This window comes from Serratia sp. CY71090, assembly GCF_052166845.1.
Lineage (GTDB): Bacteria > Pseudomonadota > Gammaproteobacteria > Enterobacterales > Enterobacteriaceae > Serratia > Serratia nematodiphila.
Genome location: NZ_JBJNOA010000001.1, coordinates 466,960 through 485,194 on the forward strand (window position 1 = coordinate 466,960; position 18,235 = coordinate 485,194).

At 56.0% G+C, this 18,235-nt stretch carries 14 protein-coding genes; 13 read left to right on the forward strand and 1 reads right to left on the reverse strand.

Going from position 1 to position 18,235, the window contains the following annotated elements; translation table 11 throughout:
- Positions 1 to 32: 32 nt before the first annotated feature.
- The 4 genes from ACJ8OK_RS02230 to ACJ8OK_RS02245 all read left to right on the forward strand — a co-directional run bounded on the left by ACJ8OK_RS02230 (position 33) and on the right by ACJ8OK_RS02245 (position 3,979).
- Positions 33 to 1,520 (forward strand): UbiD family decarboxylase, encoded by a 1,488-nt coding sequence (locus ACJ8OK_RS02230; protein ID WP_315902164.1) that lies wholly within the window; start codon positions 33 to 35, stop codon positions 1,518 to 1,520.
- Entirely contained in the window at positions 1,510 to 1,980 is a 471-nt protein-coding gene (locus tag ACJ8OK_RS02235) for a MarR family winged helix-turn-helix transcriptional regulator (protein ID WP_033632649.1), read from the forward strand. The genes ACJ8OK_RS02230 and ACJ8OK_RS02235 overlap by 11 nt, the downstream gene beginning before the upstream one ends.
- Positions 1,981 to 2,099: 119 nt before the next feature.
- The gene (locus ACJ8OK_RS02240) at positions 2,100 to 2,732 is read left to right on the forward strand and encodes a helix-turn-helix domain-containing protein (RefSeq protein ID WP_442530363.1); all 633 of its coding nucleotides are present in this window, start codon (positions 2,100 to 2,102) and stop codon (positions 2,730 to 2,732) included.
- 284 nt (positions 2,733 to 3,016) lie between these two features.
- Positions 3,017 to 3,979 (forward strand): hypothetical protein, encoded by a 963-nt coding sequence (locus tag ACJ8OK_RS02245; RefSeq protein ID WP_033632651.1) that lies wholly within the window; start codon positions 3,017 to 3,019, stop codon positions 3,977 to 3,979.
- Between the two features lie 50 nt (positions 3,980 to 4,029).
- Here ACJ8OK_RS02245 and ACJ8OK_RS02250 read toward each other — a convergent pair whose 3' ends face one another.
- Positions 4,030 to 4,464, reverse strand: a complete 435-nt coding sequence (locus ACJ8OK_RS02250; protein WP_015378393.1) for a DoxX family protein — start codon at positions 4,462 to 4,464, stop codon at positions 4,030 to 4,032.
- 1,611 nt (positions 4,465 to 6,075) lie between these two features.
- On the opposite strand from ACJ8OK_RS02250, the gene ACJ8OK_RS02255 reads away from it, so the two are divergent.
- From ACJ8OK_RS02255 to vgrG, 9 genes are all read left to right on the forward strand, one after another.
- Positions 6,076 to 7,041 (forward strand): ImpA family type VI secretion system protein, encoded by a 966-nt coding sequence (locus ACJ8OK_RS02255; protein WP_442530364.1) that lies wholly within the window; start codon positions 6,076 to 6,078, stop codon positions 7,039 to 7,041.
- Positions 7,042 to 7,065: 24 nt separating this feature from the next.
- Complete coding sequence (gene tssB, locus ACJ8OK_RS02260; protein WP_004935376.1) at positions 7,066 to 7,623, forward strand: type VI secretion system contractile sheath small subunit; 558 nt, start codon at positions 7,066 to 7,068, stop codon at positions 7,621 to 7,623.
- Positions 7,620 to 9,146 (forward strand): type VI secretion system contractile sheath large subunit, encoded by a 1,527-nt coding sequence (gene tssC / locus ACJ8OK_RS02265; protein ID WP_004935371.1) that lies wholly within the window; start codon positions 7,620 to 7,622, stop codon positions 9,144 to 9,146. Before tssB ends, tssC begins: the two co-directional genes overlap by 4 nt.
- Before the next feature lie 231 nt (positions 9,147 to 9,377).
- The gene (locus ACJ8OK_RS02270; protein ID WP_004935369.1) at positions 9,378 to 9,902 is read left to right on the forward strand and encodes an Hcp family type VI secretion system effector; all 525 of its coding nucleotides are present in this window, start codon (positions 9,378 to 9,380) and stop codon (positions 9,900 to 9,902) included.
- Positions 9,903 to 9,983: 81 nt separating this feature from the next.
- Positions 9,984 to 10,430 carry a type VI secretion system baseplate subunit TssE gene (locus ACJ8OK_RS02275; protein ID WP_015378391.1) on the forward strand — a complete coding sequence of 149 codons (447 nt, stop codon included), beginning with the start codon at positions 9,984 to 9,986 and terminating at the stop codon, positions 10,428 to 10,430.
- An 11-nt stretch (positions 10,431 to 10,441) separates the two neighbouring features.
- A complete protein-coding gene (gene tssF, locus ACJ8OK_RS02280) occupies positions 10,442 to 12,283 on the forward strand; it encodes a type VI secretion system baseplate subunit TssF (RefSeq protein ID WP_033632652.1) in 1,842 nt (613 codons plus the stop codon).
- A complete protein-coding gene (tssG, locus tag ACJ8OK_RS02285; protein ID WP_442530365.1) occupies positions 12,276 to 13,304 on the forward strand; it encodes a type VI secretion system baseplate subunit TssG in 1,029 nt (342 codons plus the stop codon). Before tssF ends, tssG begins: the two co-directional genes overlap by 8 nt.
- Before the next feature lie 16 nt (positions 13,305 to 13,320).
- Entirely contained in the window at positions 13,321 to 15,906 is a 2,586-nt protein-coding gene (tssH, locus tag ACJ8OK_RS02290; RefSeq protein ID WP_033632654.1) for a type VI secretion system ATPase TssH, read from the forward strand.
- A 64-nt stretch (positions 15,907 to 15,970) separates the two neighbouring features.
- Positions 15,971 to 18,232, forward strand: a complete 2,262-nt coding sequence (gene vgrG / locus ACJ8OK_RS02295) for a type VI secretion system tip protein VgrG (protein ID WP_004935351.1) — start codon at positions 15,971 to 15,973, stop codon at positions 18,230 to 18,232.
- The last annotated feature ends 3 nt before the right edge of the window (positions 18,233 to 18,235 follow it).

Sequence of the window (18,235 nt, forward strand, 5' to 3'; positions counted from 1 at the left end):
GGGCTGACCGCCTGGAGACTGGAGGACTTGCCATGAGTTTGCTCGATTGCGCACTGGATTTTCGTCACTTCATTGAGGAATTGCGTCGCCGAAACGATTTGGTCGACGTGCATCAGGAAGTTTCCGCCGACCTGGAGATAGCGGCTGTCTGCCGCCGGGTCTATGAGCAACGGCTTTCGGCTCCGCTATTTCATCATGTGGCGGGCGCGATGCCGGGGGCCCGCATCCTCGGCGCACCGGCCGGCATGCTCGCTTCTGCGGAACATGCCTATTCTCGCCTCGCCCTCCATTTTGGGCTGCCGCCGGAGAGCGCTCCGCGGGATATCGTGGCGGCGATTCGCCGGGCGGTGAAGGCGGAGCCGTTTGCGCCGGATTATTGTTCGACCGGCCCGGTGAAAGAGAATATTTGGCGTGGCGACGAGGTTGATCTGGAACGCTTCCCGGTACCGCTGTTGCATGAACGGGATGGCGGGCGCTATTTCGGCACCTACGGGTTCCATGTCGTGCAATCCCCGGACGGAAAGTGGCATAGCTGGGGAGTCGGCAGGCTCATGATGCTCGATCGCAATCGTCTCACCGGCCCGGCGATACCCACCCAACACATCGGCATGATCCGTGAAATGTGGCGCCGAGAAGGGAAACCTACGCCGTGGGCGATGGTGCTCGGGGCGCCGCCTGCCGCGGTGGCGGTCGCGGGGATGCCGTTGCCGGCCGGCGTCAGTGAGCCTGACTATGTCGGCGCGCTGCTCGGTAAAAGCGTCACGCTCACCCAAGCGGAAACCAACGATCTCTGGGTGCCGGCCAATGCGGAAATTGTGCTGGAAGGTGAAATCAGCCTGACGGAGAGGGCGCTGGAGGGGCCGATGGGGGAGTATCACGGCTATCAACACCAGCAAGGCCATGAACAGCCGGTGTTTCATGTGCGTGCGGTGACGTTTCGCGATGACCCCATTTTGCCGATTTGCGCCGCCGGCACGCCGCCGGAAGAAAATCATACGATCTGGGGCACCATGATATCAGCTCAGCTGCTGGAAACCCTGCAGAGCGCGGCCTTGCCCGTTGACTTTGTCTGGTGTTCCTATGAGGCGGCGACCTGTTGGGCGGTGGTCTCCGTCGATATCGAAAAACTGGCCGGAATGAATGCCACCGCGGCGGATTTTGCCGGCAAGGTGGCGGAAGTGGTCTTCGGTTCGCATGCGGGCTACCTGATCCCCAAACTGATACTGGTCGGCAATGACATTGATATTGTCGATATCGATCAGGTGGTTTGGGCGTTGGCCACGCGCTCACATCCGGCGCGCGATCATTTTATCTTCCCGGACGTACGCGAGTTCCCGATGGTGCCGTACCTGACGGAAGAAGACAAGGCGCGCGGTAGCGGCGGCAAAGCCATCATCAACTGCCTGTTCCCCGAGCAGTTCAGCGGCGTAACACGTGCGGGTACCGCCTCTTTCAGGCACTCTTATCCGGAACAGGTCAGGGCAAAAGTCGAGGCTAATTGGAAACAGTATGGATTCTGAAAAAAAAGGCGCGCAGAGCGGCAGACGGGGAATGGGATTGCCCAATGGTGCGCTTTACAGGATGACGGAGGTGGTGCGTCACCGCGAAAAACGGCTGTCTGCGTTACTCGCTTTGCAAGGACTCAGCCTCCATGAGTGGCGCGCGTTGCGCATTCTCTACAGTTTTCCGGGCGACGTGGCCATGAGCGAGGTGATAGCGCATTCGCAGACCGATCGCACCGCGCTAGGCCGCACGATCACCCAACTGGTTAATCGGGGATGGGTCGCGCGCTTCCCCGATCCGGAAGATAAGCGCGCGGTATATCTGCGCGTCATGCCGGCGTCTCGTCCCATTTTTGACCAGGCGAGGCAATGGGTGGCGGATTATGACGCACAGCTGATGGCCTGTCTGGATGATGCCGGGCTCAGTGCCCTGGATGACGCACTGCAACGCATGATGCAGTTCATCGAGCCCGCGTAGTCCGTTCCGGCGAAAGCCAGCGCCGTATTTCCCGAGTGACCTCATCGCGGTGTTGTACTGTTGCCCGCGGGTAAGGTAATTTGCTGAGGGCATGATGACTGAGGCAGGGGTCAACGGACATGAATGAAAGGATCGACTACCACATCGAGAAATACCACTTCGCGCCGCTGGATGAAGCCCCGCGGCTCGCGCGCCAGTGGAGCGAGGTGTTGAACGAGTGTCGCCAGACGCAGGCCGGGGCGGAACAGCGTCTGCGCATTGCGCTGCTCAACGTGGACTATGTGACCAGTTTCGAATTGCCGTTTCGCTTATTGCTGGTGCGGGCGCCGCAGCTGATTGCCGGCCTGCGCGATGAGCTGTCGATCAGTCAAAAAAATGTGGTGTTCAACGGCAAGCGCTTTGGCTGCGTTTACAGCCTGAAAAGCGATTTAAGCGACGTGCCCGAGGCCTTCCAATATGGCCTGTCGACCCGCATTCACCGAACTTCGGCGTCGGGCGTGGGCGCGCTGCCTTACCGGGAAATCGCCAAAGCGCTCAAGGCGCCGCGTGAGCGGCTTAAGCTGGCGCTGGAGCAGGGGCTGCGCATCACGGCGCTGGACGGACTGTTCTGGTTCGGCATACAGCGCATCGCCGCAGAAGTGCGCAGGCTAAGAAAAACCGGCATGACGATCGTGACGGCGGAAACGGAGATCTTCGACACCCTGACCGGCACGACGCGCAAGGTTCCGGTTTACCGGCTGGCCGATCGTTAATGGCCGATGACTGGCTATTCATTATGCTGGTTTAAACCTGATTTCCGGTGGGGGACAGTCTGACCCCGCGGTGGCTTCCTCTTTTTCTACCCACATTTCCTCGTCGCTCGATAAGAAAATAGGCGCGACTTCTTCTCAAACTCTCCTCATCGTTCGATCGGCTGCAGCACAACGCAAACGGCGGGCCGTCGTCGATGGCGGGTGTCACGATAGCGTCTCCGGTTGATGGCGCCGTTTGCTGTCCACCGTTGGCTTACAACGATGAAGATTTGAAGGAGAAGAGCATGTTGAAACGTTTTGCGTTGCTGTGCGGGTGCCTGTTCGGTGCCCATGCGCTGGCGGCCGGCCCCAACGCCAATATCAAGTATTACGGCTATGACTGGCTGGACTTTTATGAAACCGCCACGCCGTCTTTCAGCGCCACAGAGGCGCTTAAGGCGATTACCGGCACCGGTTTCAGTATGACCAATCTGAACGTGGTGCACACCCTGGAAAGCCTCAATCTGCCCGTTTGCGCCGAGGGAACATGCGCCGTGAACATACAGGCCGGCTCGGGGGCGCTCTCGGGATCGCCGTTTATCGATATCTGCTCCGGCGCGGACTCGAACAGCAGTTGTCAGGCCGCAGGTTCCTGGAATGCGATCTGGACGGTGGTGAAGAAGATCGCCGAAACCAAATATAAGCCCGGCGCCATTTATTTTATCGATGAGCCGTTCGATGTTCCGGCATTACAGACGGCAGGAAAATATGACGCTTACCAATATTCCAGCTATGTTTGCACCCTGCGTCAGGCTATGCAGCAGTATGGGATCGCGATCCCCATTTACACCATTTTGTCCTACCGGCATGCCAATAACGCCGAATTGATCCGTGAAATGCAGCAGGGCGCGCCCGCGACCGCGTGTCCGAGCAATGTAAAAAGCACGCCAGATTGGGTTGGGGTGGATAACTACAATTGGTCGGTGGCGGATATGTGGAGTACCTACAATCGCCTGGCGCCGATAAGCGCAGCCGGACAAAAGTGGGTGTTGGTACCGCCTTCTACGGCATCGTTAGGAATGAACGACCAGCAACTGCATGCGCAAATTCAACTGTATTGGGATTTCATTAATCAATATCCGACTGCGCCCGTGGTTTACATCATGAACTGGCGGTTTGATCGCGCGGTCACCGAGAATCGCGCGGCCTTCCCCGAATCGACCGCCTTATTGTCTTTCATGGCGAACACGCTGCTCACCCAACCTTAAGCGAGCAAAAAGGAGGTTCAAACCAAGAACCTCCTTATTAATGCTACCGCTTACCGATAGGCTTCATTCCGCGCGATCGCGTATTTGCCGCTGCCCAGCAGCAGGATGGCGAGTCCGCCCATAAAGAACACCAGCTCGTTTTCAATGCCCCAGGCGCCGACGTCGGTGACGGTGAAGACCTTGCCGGTGCCCACCATCAAAAACGCCACCACCAGCGTAAAGGCGTAAACCAGCGCGGCGGGGCGGGTGAACAGCCCCAAAATGATCAGTATCGGCGCCAGGATCTCCCCCACATACACGCCGTAGGCGATGAAGGCGGGTAGCCCCTGTTCCTGCAACGCCCCGGCGATCCAGCCGACGCCGTGCTGAATCTTCGCCACGCCGTGAAACAGCATCAGCCCGCCGAAGGTTAGCCTGAGCGCCAATTTGCCGGCGTCCGGGTGGTCAAAAAAGCGAGTGAATGCCGCATTGAGTGACTTAACCATGGCTTTTTCTCCTGAATAGGAATGATTTTCAATCAATATATCAGTCGGATGAATGCGAAAGCTGTTCTGGATCAGGAAAACGGCGGGCTTGGCGTTAAATCGCCGGGCGAGGCCGGCGGTGCGGCCTGATTTTTAGGTGGAATGACCTGTGCGCACGGGCCGAAACGGGGGATGAGAAAAGTCATCGGCAGAGGTGGTCCGCCGCGTAGCCCATCTCTTTTCTGTATGTGCTGGCTACCCGATTTGCGTTTTCATCAAGGATTGTCAAAGGACAGGCAACGTAAAGATTCATAAGGTTTTTTTGCAGCAATGAAAAGGTGCGCGTTTTCGCTTTAATAACCCAATAGAGTTACCTTTATTTTTATTTTGAACCGCTAAATCATTAACGCTTTTTTTCGGCCTTTTTATTGGGAATTATCTTGCTTATTTTGCCTTGCGAAAGTTGATCCTGTGGGGCGTACGGCCAGTGGCGGGTTTTATTTTTATAGATTTTCTTATTTTTTGATGACAATTCAATGCCGAAGAGAATGAGGGAGATTGACTGAGGGGGTTATGAGGGGGGTGTAAATTCCCATGAACTATTTTTCCTGGCGTAAAAGTAATCGATTCAGCGCTGTTTTAAGTTATTGAATTGTTTGTTTTATGTATATTGATTTGTTATTTTTTTATTAAAAAAATAATATTTTTTCTTGATATTGGGTTTGCCTTTGCTAGTATCAAATTAGTGGTCTTATCAGTTAGGGAAACATTTCTTGTATATGGAACAGATCGCTGGTCTTAACACGGTTCCTGTCGTTGCAGCGCTTACGTGGTTATTTTGCCGTTATAGTAAATGATATCTCTAATGCCACTTTAGTCTGCGAGACTCTTTACCGCAGTGATGCTTTTGCCGCGGTAAGCCGTATGAGAACACACACAAAGGGGAATTGAATCTTAAATGATTCTGATCATTACCCTGAGTTAACTATAAAAGAATGATGCTTTATCCACCAGGCTGTTTGTGTACCAATAGGTATTCGGTGCACCACGGCGGAATGTTAATCTGTGCTTTAGCTTTAAAATTAATAATCAAAACTCTCGCCAAATTGTTTATTTTCACACCAGGTTTCGCATGTGTAAGTACTGAGTGCTGGAAATGAAAGTCACACTGCCATCGTTTTCTATTGATCATTGCGTGCTACCCGCTTGCAAGAAACGACTGGCTGTCATGGTTTTATGAAAAAATTTCACTATTTACTGTGGTTATCATTTGCTAATTAAATTATTTGTATCCAGTGGTATTACTGGAATTATCCTACCAAGGATGAAACGTTGTTTTTAGGGCAGTTTTTGATTTTTTTCCTATTCTTAGCTTGCATAATTATCGGTTGCAATTTATTGATTTTGAAAGAAAAAAATAAATATGTAAATGTAAAATAGTTTAAACCGATCACTGTGATTCTATTGATAGGTTCAATCTATTATTGTTGTTAATATTAATACATCTAAACAATTTGCGAGCTTGGTGACGACTAACTTACGCTAAAAGGACTCTGGGAAAGACTGGCGAACGTAAAAGCCCGCTTTATTAGGCTTTATGTTTCTAGTGCTGATTGAAAAGGATATCAGGCCATGAATGAAGTCATCTCAACGGAAGTGAATGGCGTCGAATTTGATCCACGATACAGTGAAATTGAATTCACGCTTTCGGAATATGACAGCCAAACCGATCCGCTTAATGCCGTAGACAATGCGCGTGATATCAATTGGCACGCCATTCGCGAGCAGTCTGCCGCGTTGCTGGAACAGTGCTTCGATTTACATGTCGTGCTGTGGTTTATGCGCGCCAATCTTCATATCGACGGTTTTTCGGCCTTCTACCAGGGCATTAAGGATATTGACGCCAAATATGCCGAGGAGGGCGCCACCATTTTCCCTCAGGCGGACATGGAATCCTCATCGGACAGCTTTCATGCGGCCGCATTAGGGTGGCTCGCCACATCGTCCTGTCTGCACGAAATCAAGAACAGCAAGATTTTTCCCGACACGCCGTTAACCACCGACGAGCTGCTGAATATGCGGCTTGACGAGCAGGAAGGCAAAAGCCTGCATTTTTCGGAGGTGGTAAAGGTGCTGGGGCAAGCCGACAGTTATTTTGCCGGCAGAAATCTGCCTTCGCTGAAAGAGCAATTGGCGCTGGAAATCGATGCGCTGGAGCGCGTCGAGAATTACGCCAATCTGCAGGCTGAAGATTATCGTTTGGACTGTCGGCAGGTGCGCGACTATTTGAAACAGTTCAGCCGCCAGCTGGCTTCACTGGAACAGCAGGAATTGCCGGCTGAACGGGATGACGCGGAGATTGACTCGCCGGATGCTGACGCGCCTGTCGCCATGCCCGGCAAATATATCCGTTCCCGGCAGGATGTCATCTTGCTGTTGGATCAGGTTTTGGACTATTTCCAAAACTATGAGCCCAGCCATCCGGCCCCCATTCTTATTCGACGTTCACAAAAAATGATCGGTATGGACTTCGCGACGATTGTTGAGGAGCTTTTGCCGGAATCTCTGGCCTCGTTAAATCAATTGTCCGGGAAGTAATTTTTATCACAAAGGAGTTTTCCAATGGCTAAGGACTCAAGCTCTCAGAAATTTATCGGTAAAAATAACGCGCCGCGCGTGCAAATTGAATATGACGTAGAGCTTTACGGTTCACAAAAGAAAGTGGAGTTGCCCTTTGTTACGGGGGTCATGTCCGATCTCTCTGGGCATCGGAAAAAGCCTTTGCTGCCGATCGAAGAGCGGAAATTCCTGACCTTCGATCAGGACAACTTCAACGATCGCATGCGCGCCATCAAGCCTCGTCTGCAATTTTACGTAGAGAACACCCTGAGCGAAGACGATGCGTTGCTGGACGTGGAATTGGAGTTTGAATCGATGGATGACTTCACGCCTGGCGCCATCGCCAAACGGGTTCCGCAGATGCAACGCCTGCTTGAAGCCCGGGAGCATCTCACGGAGCTGATCACCTATATGGATGGTAAATCCAGCGCGGAAGAGGTGGTGAAGAATCTGCTGGAGAAACCCGATTTTCTGCATCGTTTAGTGACGGATGCGCGTAAAACGGTCGCGGATGCGGAACAGGATGTGCAGGATCCCGGCAATAAAGGAGATGAGGAATGAGAGCGAGGCAACGACGCTATTCGGCTAAGCAGCAGGCTACGGCAGTCGCTGAAGTTGAAACGCAGGACACGGAAAATGAGCTTGACGGTTTGCTCAAGCGTTCATTCCGGCCCAGAACGAACGAGGCTTCGGAAGCGGTTCGTCGGGCTATCGGCACGCTGTCCGAATATGCCAACAAAGGCAAGGTCAAGGTCAGCCAGGATGTCGTATTGACCATTGAATCGTTGATTGCCCAGATCGACGAACAGCTTTCGCAACAGATGAACAATATCTTGCACCACAAGGAGTTCCAGAAGCTGGAGTCCGCCTGGCAAGGTCTGAGTTATCTGGTCGATAACACCAACGTCAGCGAAACGCTCAAGATCCGGGTGTTGAACATCAGCCAGGATGAGCTGACGCGCAATTTGCGCCGCTATCGGGGCTCCGCCTGGGATCAAAGCCCGGTGTTCAAACAGATTTACGAACAGGAATATGGTCAGTTCGGCGGCGAGCCGTTCGGTTGCATCATCGGCGATTTTGAATTCGATCACAGCCCGATGAGCGTCACGCTGCTGACCGAGTTGGCGAAAATTTCCGCGGCGTCGCACTGTCCGTTCATTTCCGCCGCGTCGCCGTCGCTGCTGCAGATGAGCAAGTGGAACGAACTGGGCAACCCGCGGGATATCGGCAAGATTTTCACCACGCCGGAATATGCGTCCTGGCGCCGCCTGCGCGAAAGCAACGACTCGCGTTACCTGGTGTTGACGATGCCGCGTTTCCTGTCGCGTTTGCCTTACGGGGCGAAAACCAACCCGATCGAAGAGTTCGCTTTCGAGGAGTCCGTCAGGCCGGATGTGGATGATGATTTTTCCTGGGCCAACTCGGCGTATGCGATGGGCGTCAACATCAACCGCGCGTTCCATGAGTACGGCTGGTGTTCGAAGATTCGCGGCATCGAATCCGGCGGCTCGGTGGAAGAACTGCCCGCCTACGCGTTTCCTTCCGATGAGGGCGGATATGAACTGACGTGCCCGACGGAAGTGGCCATTTCCGATCGGCGCGAGCAAGAGCTTTCCGACGCCGGGTTCTTGCCCCTGGTCTATCGCAAGCATTCCGATTTCGCCGCTTTTATCGGTTCTTGCACCATGCACGCGCCGGCGAAATACGAGGATCCCGACGCGACGGCCAACGCCAAGCTGTCTTCGCGCTTGCCTTATATTTTCGCCACGTGCCGATTCGCGCACTATTTGAAATGCATCGTGCGCGACAAAATCGGTTCTTTCCGGTCCAGGGACGATATGCAGCTGTGGCTGAATGACTGGCTGATGAACTACGTCGATGGCGATCCTTCCGTATCGACCGAGGCGACCAAGGCGCGTCGTCCATTAGCCGCCGCCGAGGTGCGCGTTGAGGATGTGGAAGATGATCCGGGTTATTACCGCGCGCATTTCTATTTGCGCCCGCATTACCAGTTGGAAGGCATGACCGTGTCCTTGCGACTTGTATCAAAACTTCCGTCAGCCAAAAAAGATGGGAGCAGATAAGTTACGGCTGGTCATTGGTTTGGATATTGCCGACGTTAATTATTAAATGGCGTTGGTGGGAATTGATGTTTCATTGAAATTTAGTGGCGCTGTTTTTTACGCTATTGCTATTTATTAATGGCTAATGGGTTCTCATTGTCGCTATTTCAATGATCGCGTAGGCAATATAACGACTTATCTGAATAGACTTTTCAATTAACGAAGTAGACCTATCAGTCAAGGAGACAAAAAATGAGCACGAAAGCTTTAGTAGACTATTTTTTGAAAATTGAGGGTGTTGATGGTGAATCACCCGACCAAACCTACCCTGGCTGGATTCAGCTGCAAGCCTGGCAATGGGCGGAAGAAAACGCCGGCCGTTGGGGGTTCGGAAGCGGCGGTGGTTCAGGCAAAGTCGAGATGAAAGACTTTGAGTTTCGCATGGTGAGCAATAAGGCTTCGCCGAAACTGTTCCTGATGTGCGCCACCGGCGAGCATATTCCTCAGGCAAAACTTGTTTGCCGTAAATCAGGCCAGGGTCAGCAAGACTTCATTGCCGTGACCTTCAGCAACTGCCTGGTTTCCTCATTCAAGACCGTGGGTAATATGCCGCTGAATTCCACCATCGGTACTGAAATCGATACCGTGCTGCCAACCGACGTTATCAAGCTGAATTTCGCACGTATCGAAGTTGAGTACAAAGAGCAAAACAATGATGGCTCCATGGGTGCGGTCATTAAGACGGGGTATGACCTCAAGCTTAATGCCCGTATCTGATCATTGATGTCACAACACTAATTGCAGGCTGTCTGCCCGCAGCGATTGCGGGCAGACATAAGCCTTATCGCGAGGTGTTAAATGAAAGCGTCATTGCCCATGCTATTCGATAAGCTCAGCGTGAGACATCAAAGCGCCAGCGCCGATAATTGGCGGCGTGTTTTGGTGCGTGATATCGAATTTTTACTGAATGACGCATCGCGCAGCGCTGATTTGAAACTTCATGATTATGCGCACAGCGAAAGCTCGGTATTGAATTATGGCCTGCCGTCGCTGAGCCAACGCATACCGATTAATACCGATCCGTTAACGCTGGCGAGACATATACAAAGAATCATTACTTCATTTGAGCCGCGTCTGGATCCGAAAACGATTCGTGTGGTGCCTGTAGTGAATGAACGCCAATCGTATGTGCTGGCGATTTTATTCGATATTTATGGCACCTGCTCATTACCGGGTGACGAAATGCTGGTTAATTTGCGCATCGCTCTTGATTATTCCTGTGGCGCCGTACACGTATTTGATTAATAGGGGTGACTATGTTCAGTGAGCGCTTTCTCCAATTATATAATGATGAGCTGCGTTATTTTCGCGAGGCCGGTCGTCAGTTCGCCTCTTCTCATCCCCAGGTCGCCCAGCATTTAGGCATGCATATCGACGGCGTGCTGGATCCTTTCGTTGAGCGTCTGTTGGAGGGCTCCGCGTTCCTTTGCACCCGCATCCAGGAAAAGCTGAACAATGAGCAGCCGGAATTTGCCCTGCAAATGCTCTCACGCCTGGCGCCGCTGTGGTATACGCCGGTTCCCGCGATCGCCACCGTCGCGATTAAGCCCGATCTCTCTTTTCCCCAGTGGCACAGCCAGGTTGACCTGCCGCGCGGGAGCCGCATGACCCTCAACGATATCTCGCTGAACAACAAACCCGCCACGTTCACCACGGCGCGGCATATTAAAGTGCAGCCGGTTGAGATTTCACTGGCGGAATGCGAGATTTTGCCGCCGCACCATTTGCCTGACGGCGCCGCCAGACACATGCAGGATTGCTCGGCCTACGTCAGGATATGCCTGACGACGCACGGCGTGCTTCCCGTCTCGGAGCTGGATCTCGAGCCGCTGCACCTGACGCTGGCGGAAGATACGGTGCGGGCCAATCAACTGCTGGCCGCGTTGCTTAATCGCACCTTGCGCATCGTGCTATGGGCGAAAAGCGACGACCGGCCAATCGTCAAAGTCCTGCCGCCGGACAGCTTGCACCTGGGCGGCGTCAGCGATGAAGAAGCCTTGTTGCCCACCGTGGTGGGGGAATTGCCCGGCAACCGGCTGATGCGCGAATACTTCGCCGCGCCAAGCCGCTTCTTCAGCCTGGAGTTGCATGGCGTGCAGGATTTTCTGCGTCAATGTGAACGCGTTCACGAGTTCGAGATCTTGTTCGCGCTGGAGCAACGCCCACTCACTCTGATCGGTCGCGTCAACGCCAGGGATTTTCATCTTTTCGCGACCCCGGTCATCAACCTGTATCGCCGCCATTGCTCGCCGGTGCTGCTGACGGATGAGCGCACGGAGCACCAGCTGGTGGTCGATCGTTTGAACACCTCGCTGTATGAGATACACAGCGTAAAACAGGTGAAAGGCATGCTGCCCGACGGCAACCCGGTGATTTTCTCTTCGCTGCAGGCCGACGTGCAGTACGACTGCGAGCGGGAGCCGGCCGGTTATACGCTGCACCGTCGCCGGGAGCCGTCGCCCTCCAAGTACAACAATCCGCACCTGCCCAACGAAGATACCTTCATCGCCATCTCGCCGGGCAAAAGCGGCATCGACATCGACGACATCACGTCGCTCAGCGTCGAGGCGCTGGTCTGCGAACGGCATCTGGTGCCGGCGCACCTTCAGCAGCCGCATTTCCAGCTGGAAACGGCGATGCCGATCCACCAGGTGGAGATCGTCCGCTACCCGAGCAACCCGGTCGCGGTGCCGAACATCAGCCAGGCGTGGCAGGCGATTCAGATGCTGGCCTCCAATCCTCTGCGCCATGCGCGCCCCGACGTTCAGGATTGTTCGGCGCTGTTGCGCGACTGGCTGTCGTTGTTCTGCCATCAGGATGACTCCAGCCAGCGCAAGCGCATCGCCAGCATCAAAAACGCCTGGGTGGAGCACCACTTCGAGCGCAATCAGGGGCCGGGGCCGCTGGCCTGGATCCGCGGGGCCGAGATTGCCGTCAACTTAAGCGCCAACCATCATGCCGACCACGGCGCCTATCTGTTCGGCAAAATATTGCACCACGCGTTGAGCCAATACGGCGACCTGAACCAAACGTTAAGCATGAAGCTGTTGCTGGATGGGGAAACCCACGCCGACTGGGGGGCGCTCTACTATGGCTGATATGTCGTTGATGCGTGAAACGGCGCTCTCGTTGGAACAGGCGCCGACGCCGGGGGCGCAAAGCGAAAGCGCGGGCCAGGCCGAAATCCGCGGGCTGTCCAATCGACAGGATTTTTTCGAGCTGCTGCGGCGTATCGAACGCGCGCAGCCGGATGCGCCGCGGCTCGGCGTCTCCAACGATCGCAGCCGCGAAAGGCTCTGCATTACCCAGCCGGCGGATATGGCGTTCGCTTCGCGTGAAATCGCCTCTATCATGCAGCGCCCTAAGCAAGTGCTGATTCAGGCGCGGCATTTCGGCATGTTCGCCCCCTACGGCCCGCTGCCGATCCATGTGACCGAGCACGCGCGCACCGAAGTCATCGCCAGACGCAACCAGGCGTTCCAGCAGTTCGTCGGCATCGTCAGCCAGCGCTTCGCCGTATTGCACTACCGGGCCTGGGCGCAGCTGAAGGCGATGATCGGCCATGAGCATGACGATGACAAAAACCCGTTCTTGCGCCATTTGCGCCAGACGGTGGGCGTCGATACGGCGCTGATGGTGAACCCGCATGTCCAGCGCCTGCGCGAGGCGTATCCCGGCACTTATCTGCCCGGCCGCCGCTCGCTGCGGCAGCTCAACAAGATGTTGGCGGCCTACTTCGCCGTTCCCATCACGATTACGCCGCGCTACGCCAAGTGGATCGACGACGGCAAGCAAAGCGGCAGCCAAAAGTTGGGCAAGTTGGGCAGCACGCGCATCGGCAGCCGCTTTTTCGATGCCCAGTACGGCGCGCATATTCAGATCGGCCCGCTGGGGGCCCCGCAGTATCAGCAGTATCAGCGCGGCAGCCGGCGGCTGCAGGCGCTGGTGAGCATCTGTCATGACTTCACGAGCCATCAGCTGATGCTGGACGTCAGCCTGCTGATCGCCACGGAGCCGGGCATGGCGGCGCAGCTGGGCGGCAAGTCGCTGAGTAAAGACAGCTGGCTGAAACCTAAGACAGGGACGTTTAGGCAGCTGGTTTATCAATCAACAACTTAATATAAGGAAATTTAAGGTGTATCAACGAGAACGTCTTTTTTCGCGATTGGGCCACTTTGCTTATCAGTCATTCGTCGAAGCGACCAAGCTGTGCCGAACCTTCAGGCACGAATACGTGGAGCTGGAACACTGGCTGAAAGTCCTGGTGGACAAGGAGCGCGGCGACCTGCCGCTGATCCTGGCGCACTACGCCATCAACAGTCAGCGCATCAGCGATGCGTTGGATCGCATTCTGCATACCTTGCCGAACCGCACGAATGCGGTGGTGGATCTGTCGACGCAACTGGAAACGGTGGTGGAAAGAGGGCTGCTGATGAGCCAGCTCGCCGAAACGCCGTCCGGCGGGGTGCGCACCATTCATATCCTGGTCGGCATTCTGCAGGATCCCACGTTGCAGCGCAGCCTGTACCGGCTGAGCGACGAGTTCAAAAAACTGCCGATCCCGCAGCTGTTCGACGATTATCCGGCGATTCTGGCGGAGTCCGTCGAGCATGAGGAAGAGGAAGAAGAGGTCTACAGCGCCTACGGCGATGCGCCGGAGGCGTCCGAGACGGTCGATATTCTCGATAAATGGTGCGCCGATCTGACCCGCCAGGCGCGCGACGGTGAAATCGACCCGGTGATTGGCCGCGAAGCGGAGCTGCGCCAGGTGATCGACATCTTGCTGCGTCGCCGGCAGAACAACCCGATTTTGGTGGGCGAAGCCGGGGTCGGCAAAACGGCGGTGGCGGAAGCGCTGGCCTGCAAGATAGCCCAGGGGCAGGTGCCGCCGCTGCTGCAGGGCGCCCGGCTGCTGTCTTTGGATCTGGGGCGCATGCAGGCCGGGGCGAGCATGAGGGGCGAATTCGAATCGCGCCTGAAAGCGCTGATCGACGCCATCGCGCATTCGGCGGTGCCGGTGATCCTGTTTTGCGACGAGGCGCATACGCTGGTGGGCGCCGGCGGGCAGGCCGGCACCGGCGACGCCGTCAACCTGTTGAAACCGATGTTGGCCAGGGGGGCGCTGCGCATGGTGGCGGCGACGACCTGGTCGGAATACAAACAGTTCATCGAGCCGGACGCCGCGCTGACGCGCCGTTTCCAGTACGTGTTGGTTTCTGAACCCGACGAAGAGAATGCGGTGAACATGATGCGCGCCATCGCCCCGCATTTTGCGCAGCACCACAGCGTCAAGATCCGCGAGTCGGCGCTGCAGGCCGCGGTGCATTTGTCGCTGCGCCATCTGCCGTCGCGGCAACTGCCGGACAAAGCCATCAGCTTGCTGGACACCGCCTGCGCGCGGGTGGCGCTGAGCCAGCATGCGCTGCCTGAAAAAATCGAGTCGCTCGAGGCCGGGTTGGCGGTGAAGCGCACCGAAATGAACGGCCTGCAGGAGGAGAGCAAATTCGACGATCTGGCGCTCAGCCGCATCACTGAATTGCAGCAGACCCTCAGCGACATGGAAGGCGAACTGGCTGCGCTGCGTCAGCGGCAGGCGCAGGAGCAACAGGCGGTCACCACCTTGCTCGACGCGGAGCGGCAGTCGCCGGAGCGCTTGCCGCAGTTGGCCTCCGAGCTGGGAGCCTTGCAAGACGGCGGCCTGCCGTTGGTGTATCCGTGGGTGGATGACCGCGTCGTGGCGGAGGTGTTGTCGGATTGGACCGGCATCCCCACCGGCCGCATGCTGCAAAGCGATCTGGACAATGCGCTCAATCTCAATCAACTGCTGAGCCGCCAGATATTCGGCCAGCAGACGGCGATCGATGAAATCGCGCAGGCGGTGCGCATCTCCCGCGCCGGCATTCAGGCGCACGATCGGCCATTGGGCGTTTTCATGCTGTCCGGCCCGAGCGGCGTCGGCAAAACGGAGACCGCGTTTGCGCTGGCGGAGGCGATGTACGGCGGCGCGCATAATCTGATCGTCTTCAATATGAGCGAGTTTCAGGAATCGCATACCGTTTCCACCCTGAAAGGGGCGCCGCCGGGCTATGTCGGCTACGGCAAGGGCGGCAAGTTGACGGAGGCGGTGCGCCGCAAACCTTATTCCATCGTCTTGCTCGACGAATTCGACAAGGCGCATCCCGATATCCACGAGGCGTTTTATCAAGTCTTCGACAAGGGCGTGATGGAAGACGGTGAGGGCCGCATGATCAGCTTCCGCCAGTGTTTCATTTTAATGACGAGCAATATCGGCGCCGGCGAAATAGAAGCCACGCTGGCGGAAACGCCGGATCTGAAAACCGAAGCGCTGCGGCCGATGCTGCACGACGTGCTGGCGCGCTTCTTCCCGGCGGCGCTGTTGGCGCGCATGAACGTCATTCCCTACGTGCCGCTTTCTACCGAAGCGATAACCCATATCGCCACCAAACAGATTTCGCGTTTACAACAGCGTTTGCACAAAGAAGTGGGCGTGTCGCTGGTGCTGGAAGGCGACATTCCAGGCTGGATAGCCAAACGCATCAGCGCCCATCCTTCGCGCGGCAGAGCGGTCGAGTCGCTGCTGCAGCAGGCGATTTTGCCGCCCATCAGCAATGAAGTGCTGCAGCGCAAACGGACGGGACAGGAACTGCAGAATATCCAACTCATGGTCGAGAACGATAGTTTAAGTGTTTATTTCGACTGATTTTTAATTTGCCGCCGGCCCGTAAACGCGGGGCGGGGTTCGATATCGGATCAGAGAGGTTGTTATGCCTTTAATCGAAATTGATAACCCGGTGTTAGCCGAATTAAATGCGTTTCCACTCAGCTTCACCACCAAAGAAGGGTTGTCGAGCAACTCGCAATATACGCTCGAATTCGAATGTGAACAGGCGGACGTTGATTATGAATCTCTGCTGGGTCAAGGGATCAGCATTCAAATAGAAAGGCCGGATTTCGGCGCGCGGCCGTTTTACGCTTACGTGATCGGCGCCTCCGATTCGGGGCAGCATCAGGATAAGTTCGTTTATAAGCTGGAGCTGAGCACCTGGCTGTGGTTTTTGATGCAGAACCGCAACAGCCGCATTTTCCAGGATTTGAACGTGCTCGACATCATCGAGCAAATCTTCTCGCGCTACGGTTTTGCCGACTACCGTCTGGATATTCAAGGCACTTATCCGACGCGTGAATATTGCGTGCAGTTTTCCGAAACGGATTTCGCGTTTATCAGCCGCCTGCTGGAAGACGAAGGCATCTGGTATTACTTCGATCACGCCGAGGATAAACACACGCTGGTGATCACCGACCGGCAGAATTTCGACGATCTGGATTTTGGTTACGCCGTGTTGCCGTTCATGCCGGACAGCGAAGAAAACCGCGCCATCCGCGAAGGGATCCAGCGCATCCAGCGCTCCCGCAAAGTGCGCCCGAATGAAATCGTGCTGCGCGACTTCGACTTCCAGAACCCGCGCAAGAACCTGCAAACCAAGGTGGAAGAGAGCCGCCTCGGCCTGCAGAACACCCCGTTGGAGTGGTACGACTACGCGGCGGGTTATGTGGATACCGAACGCGGTGAAAACCTGGCGCGGCTGCGCCTTGAAGAAATGCAAAGCGACGGCCATCTGCTGTTTGGCGAGAGCAACGCCGTCGGGCTGATGGCCGGCAAGGATTTCTCCTTGATTTTGCACCCGGACGCCAACCGCAACCGCCGTTTCAAGCTGACTCGCTGCGACTATGTGTTCGTGCAAGACGGCCCGGACAGCAGCAGCGACGGCCGCAACGTCACCTGCCGTTTCAATGCGTTGAACGACGACGTGCCGTTCCGCCCGCTGCGCGAAACGCCAAAACCGCAGATGCCGGGCATCCAGAGCGCCACCGTGGTCGGCGCGCCCAACTCCGAAGTGCATACCGACAAATTTGCGCGCATCCGCGTACATTTCCACTGGGATCGCTACAAAACCACCGAGGAAGACAGCTCTTGCTGGATCCGCGTGGTGCAGGCCTGGGCGGGGAAAGGCTGGGGCGTGATCGCCATGCCGCGCGTCGGTCAGGAAGTGCTGGTGACCTATGTCGACGGCGATCTCGATCGTCCGATGGTGACCGGGATTGTGTATAACGGCGACAACCCGCCGCCTTATCAGTTGCCTGAATACATCAACTACTCGGGCATGGTGTCGCGTTCGCTGCGCTTCGGCAAGCCGCAGCATGCCAGCCAGTTGACCTTCGATGACAACCGCAACAACGAACGCGTCATGCTGCATGCCGAACGCGATCTGCAAACCACGGTGGAGCGCAACCAGGCCACCGAGGTGGGAATGGACAAGTTCGACATCATCCGCCGCACCTTTACGGACTGGTTCACCAACCACGTCTCTTACAAGGATTACGTCTTCAGCATTACCGGGTTTGACGCCTCGATTAAAGGCGTCAGCGCGTCGATGACCGGCGTCAGCCTCACCGCCACCGGCGTGAGCACGTCATTTACCGGCGTCAGCACCTCGTTCACCGGCGTAAGCACGTCATTTACCGGCGTGAGCACCTCGTTCACCGGGCTGAGCACGTCGTTTACCGGGCAGAGCACCAGCTGCACCGGCGTGTCGAACTCGATGACCGGCGAAAGCAACTCCTTCACCAGCATCAGCAACAGCATGACCGGCGAAAGCAACAGCTACACCACGGTCAGCACCAGCCAGACCGGCAGCAGCACCAGCTTTACCGGCGTCAGCGTCAGCACCACCGGATCGTCGACCAGCACCACCGGCTGCAGCATCAGCACCACCGGATCGTCGACCAGCACCACCGGCTGCAGCATCAGCACCACCGGCAGCAGTGTCAGCACCACCGGCAGCAGTGTCGGCACCACCGGCAGCAGCGTCAGCAGCACCGGCAGCAGCGTCAGCAACACCGGCAGCAGCGTCAGCAATACCGGCAGCAGCACCAGCACGACAGGGGTGTCGATCAGCTATACCGGCGCGTCACTGTCCGAGACCGGCGTCGATTTGAAAAAAGTCGGGATGCAAAGCAAAAACTAACGA

Coding starts and splice junctions, on each gene's coding strand:
- ACJ8OK_RS02230 (WP_315902164.1), top strand. CDS start 33: ATGAGTTTGCTCGATTGCGCACTGGATTTTCGTCACTTCATTGAGGAA.
- ACJ8OK_RS02235 (WP_033632649.1), top strand. CDS start 1,510: ATGGATTCTGAAAAAAAAGGCGCGCAGAGCGGCAGACGGGGAATGGGA.
- ACJ8OK_RS02240 (WP_442530363.1), top strand. CDS start 2,100: ATGAATGAAAGGATCGACTACCACATCGAGAAATACCACTTCGCGCCG.
- ACJ8OK_RS02245 (WP_033632651.1), top strand. CDS start 3,017: ATGTTGAAACGTTTTGCGTTGCTGTGCGGGTGCCTGTTCGGTGCCCAT.
- ACJ8OK_RS02250 (WP_015378393.1), bottom strand. CDS start 4,464: ATGGTTAAGTCACTCAATGCGGCATTCACTCGCTTTTTTGACCACCCG.
- ACJ8OK_RS02255 (WP_442530364.1), top strand. CDS start 6,076: ATGAATGAAGTCATCTCAACGGAAGTGAATGGCGTCGAATTTGATCCA.
- tssB (WP_004935376.1), top strand. CDS start 7,066: ATGGCTAAGGACTCAAGCTCTCAGAAATTTATCGGTAAAAATAACGCG.
- tssC (WP_004935371.1), top strand. CDS start 7,620: ATGAGAGCGAGGCAACGACGCTATTCGGCTAAGCAGCAGGCTACGGCA.
- ACJ8OK_RS02270 (WP_004935369.1), top strand. CDS start 9,378: ATGAGCACGAAAGCTTTAGTAGACTATTTTTTGAAAATTGAGGGTGTT.
- ACJ8OK_RS02275 (WP_015378391.1), top strand. CDS start 9,984: ATGAAAGCGTCATTGCCCATGCTATTCGATAAGCTCAGCGTGAGACAT.
- tssF (WP_033632652.1), top strand. CDS start 10,442: ATGTTCAGTGAGCGCTTTCTCCAATTATATAATGATGAGCTGCGTTAT.
- tssG (WP_442530365.1), top strand. CDS start 12,276: ATGGCTGATATGTCGTTGATGCGTGAAACGGCGCTCTCGTTGGAACAG.
- vgrG (WP_004935351.1), top strand. CDS start 15,971: ATGCCTTTAATCGAAATTGATAACCCGGTGTTAGCCGAATTAAATGCG.